This window comes from Verminephrobacter aporrectodeae subsp. tuberculatae At4, from assembly GCF_000193225.1.
Lineage (GTDB): Bacteria > Pseudomonadota > Gammaproteobacteria > Burkholderiales > Burkholderiaceae_C > Acidovorax > Acidovorax aporrectodeae.
Map to the genome: position 1 here is coordinate 1 of NZ_AFAL01000309.1, position 544 is coordinate 544.

Below are 544 nucleotides of genomic sequence, written 5' to 3' on the forward strand. Positions count from 1 at the left end.
CGAGCGCCGCGTGGGCGCCGAGGCGCGCTTCGAAGAACTCGATATGCAACTGGCCGACAACCAGGAGCGCGAAGCGCAGCTCGGCGAGCGCGTGATCCAGGCCGAGCGCGCCCTCGCGGCGTGCCGCGAGCAGCAGCGCGCGCTCGAACGCCAGGAGCAGGAAGCCAGCTTCGCGCAGCGCAGCCTGCAGGCGCGGCGCGCCGAACTCGCGCGCGCCATCGAGACCGCCACGCAGCAGGCCGGCACATTGGCCGACGAGCAGCAGCGCGCCCGCGCCGAATTGGAGCAACTGTCCGACGCCGCCGCCCGGGGCGGGCTGCAACAGGCGCTCGCGCTGAAGCTGGAGCGCGAAAAAGACCTCGCCGCCCAGCGCAGCGCATACGACGAACTCACCACCCGGCTGCGCGCCAGCGACGAACGCCGCATGCAGATCGAGCATGCGCTCGACCCCCTGCGCACGCGCATCACCGAATTCCAGCTCAAGGAACAGGCCGCGCGCCTGAGCCTGGAGCAATACGGCACGCTGCTCACCGAGGCGCAGGCC

The 544-nt window shown here is 71.9% G+C and carries 1 pseudogene; it reads left to right on the plus strand.

The window, feature by feature from the left end:
• Positions 1-544: pseudogene (locus tag VTU_RS26265) on the plus strand (chromosome segregation protein SMC); the annotation flags it as partial.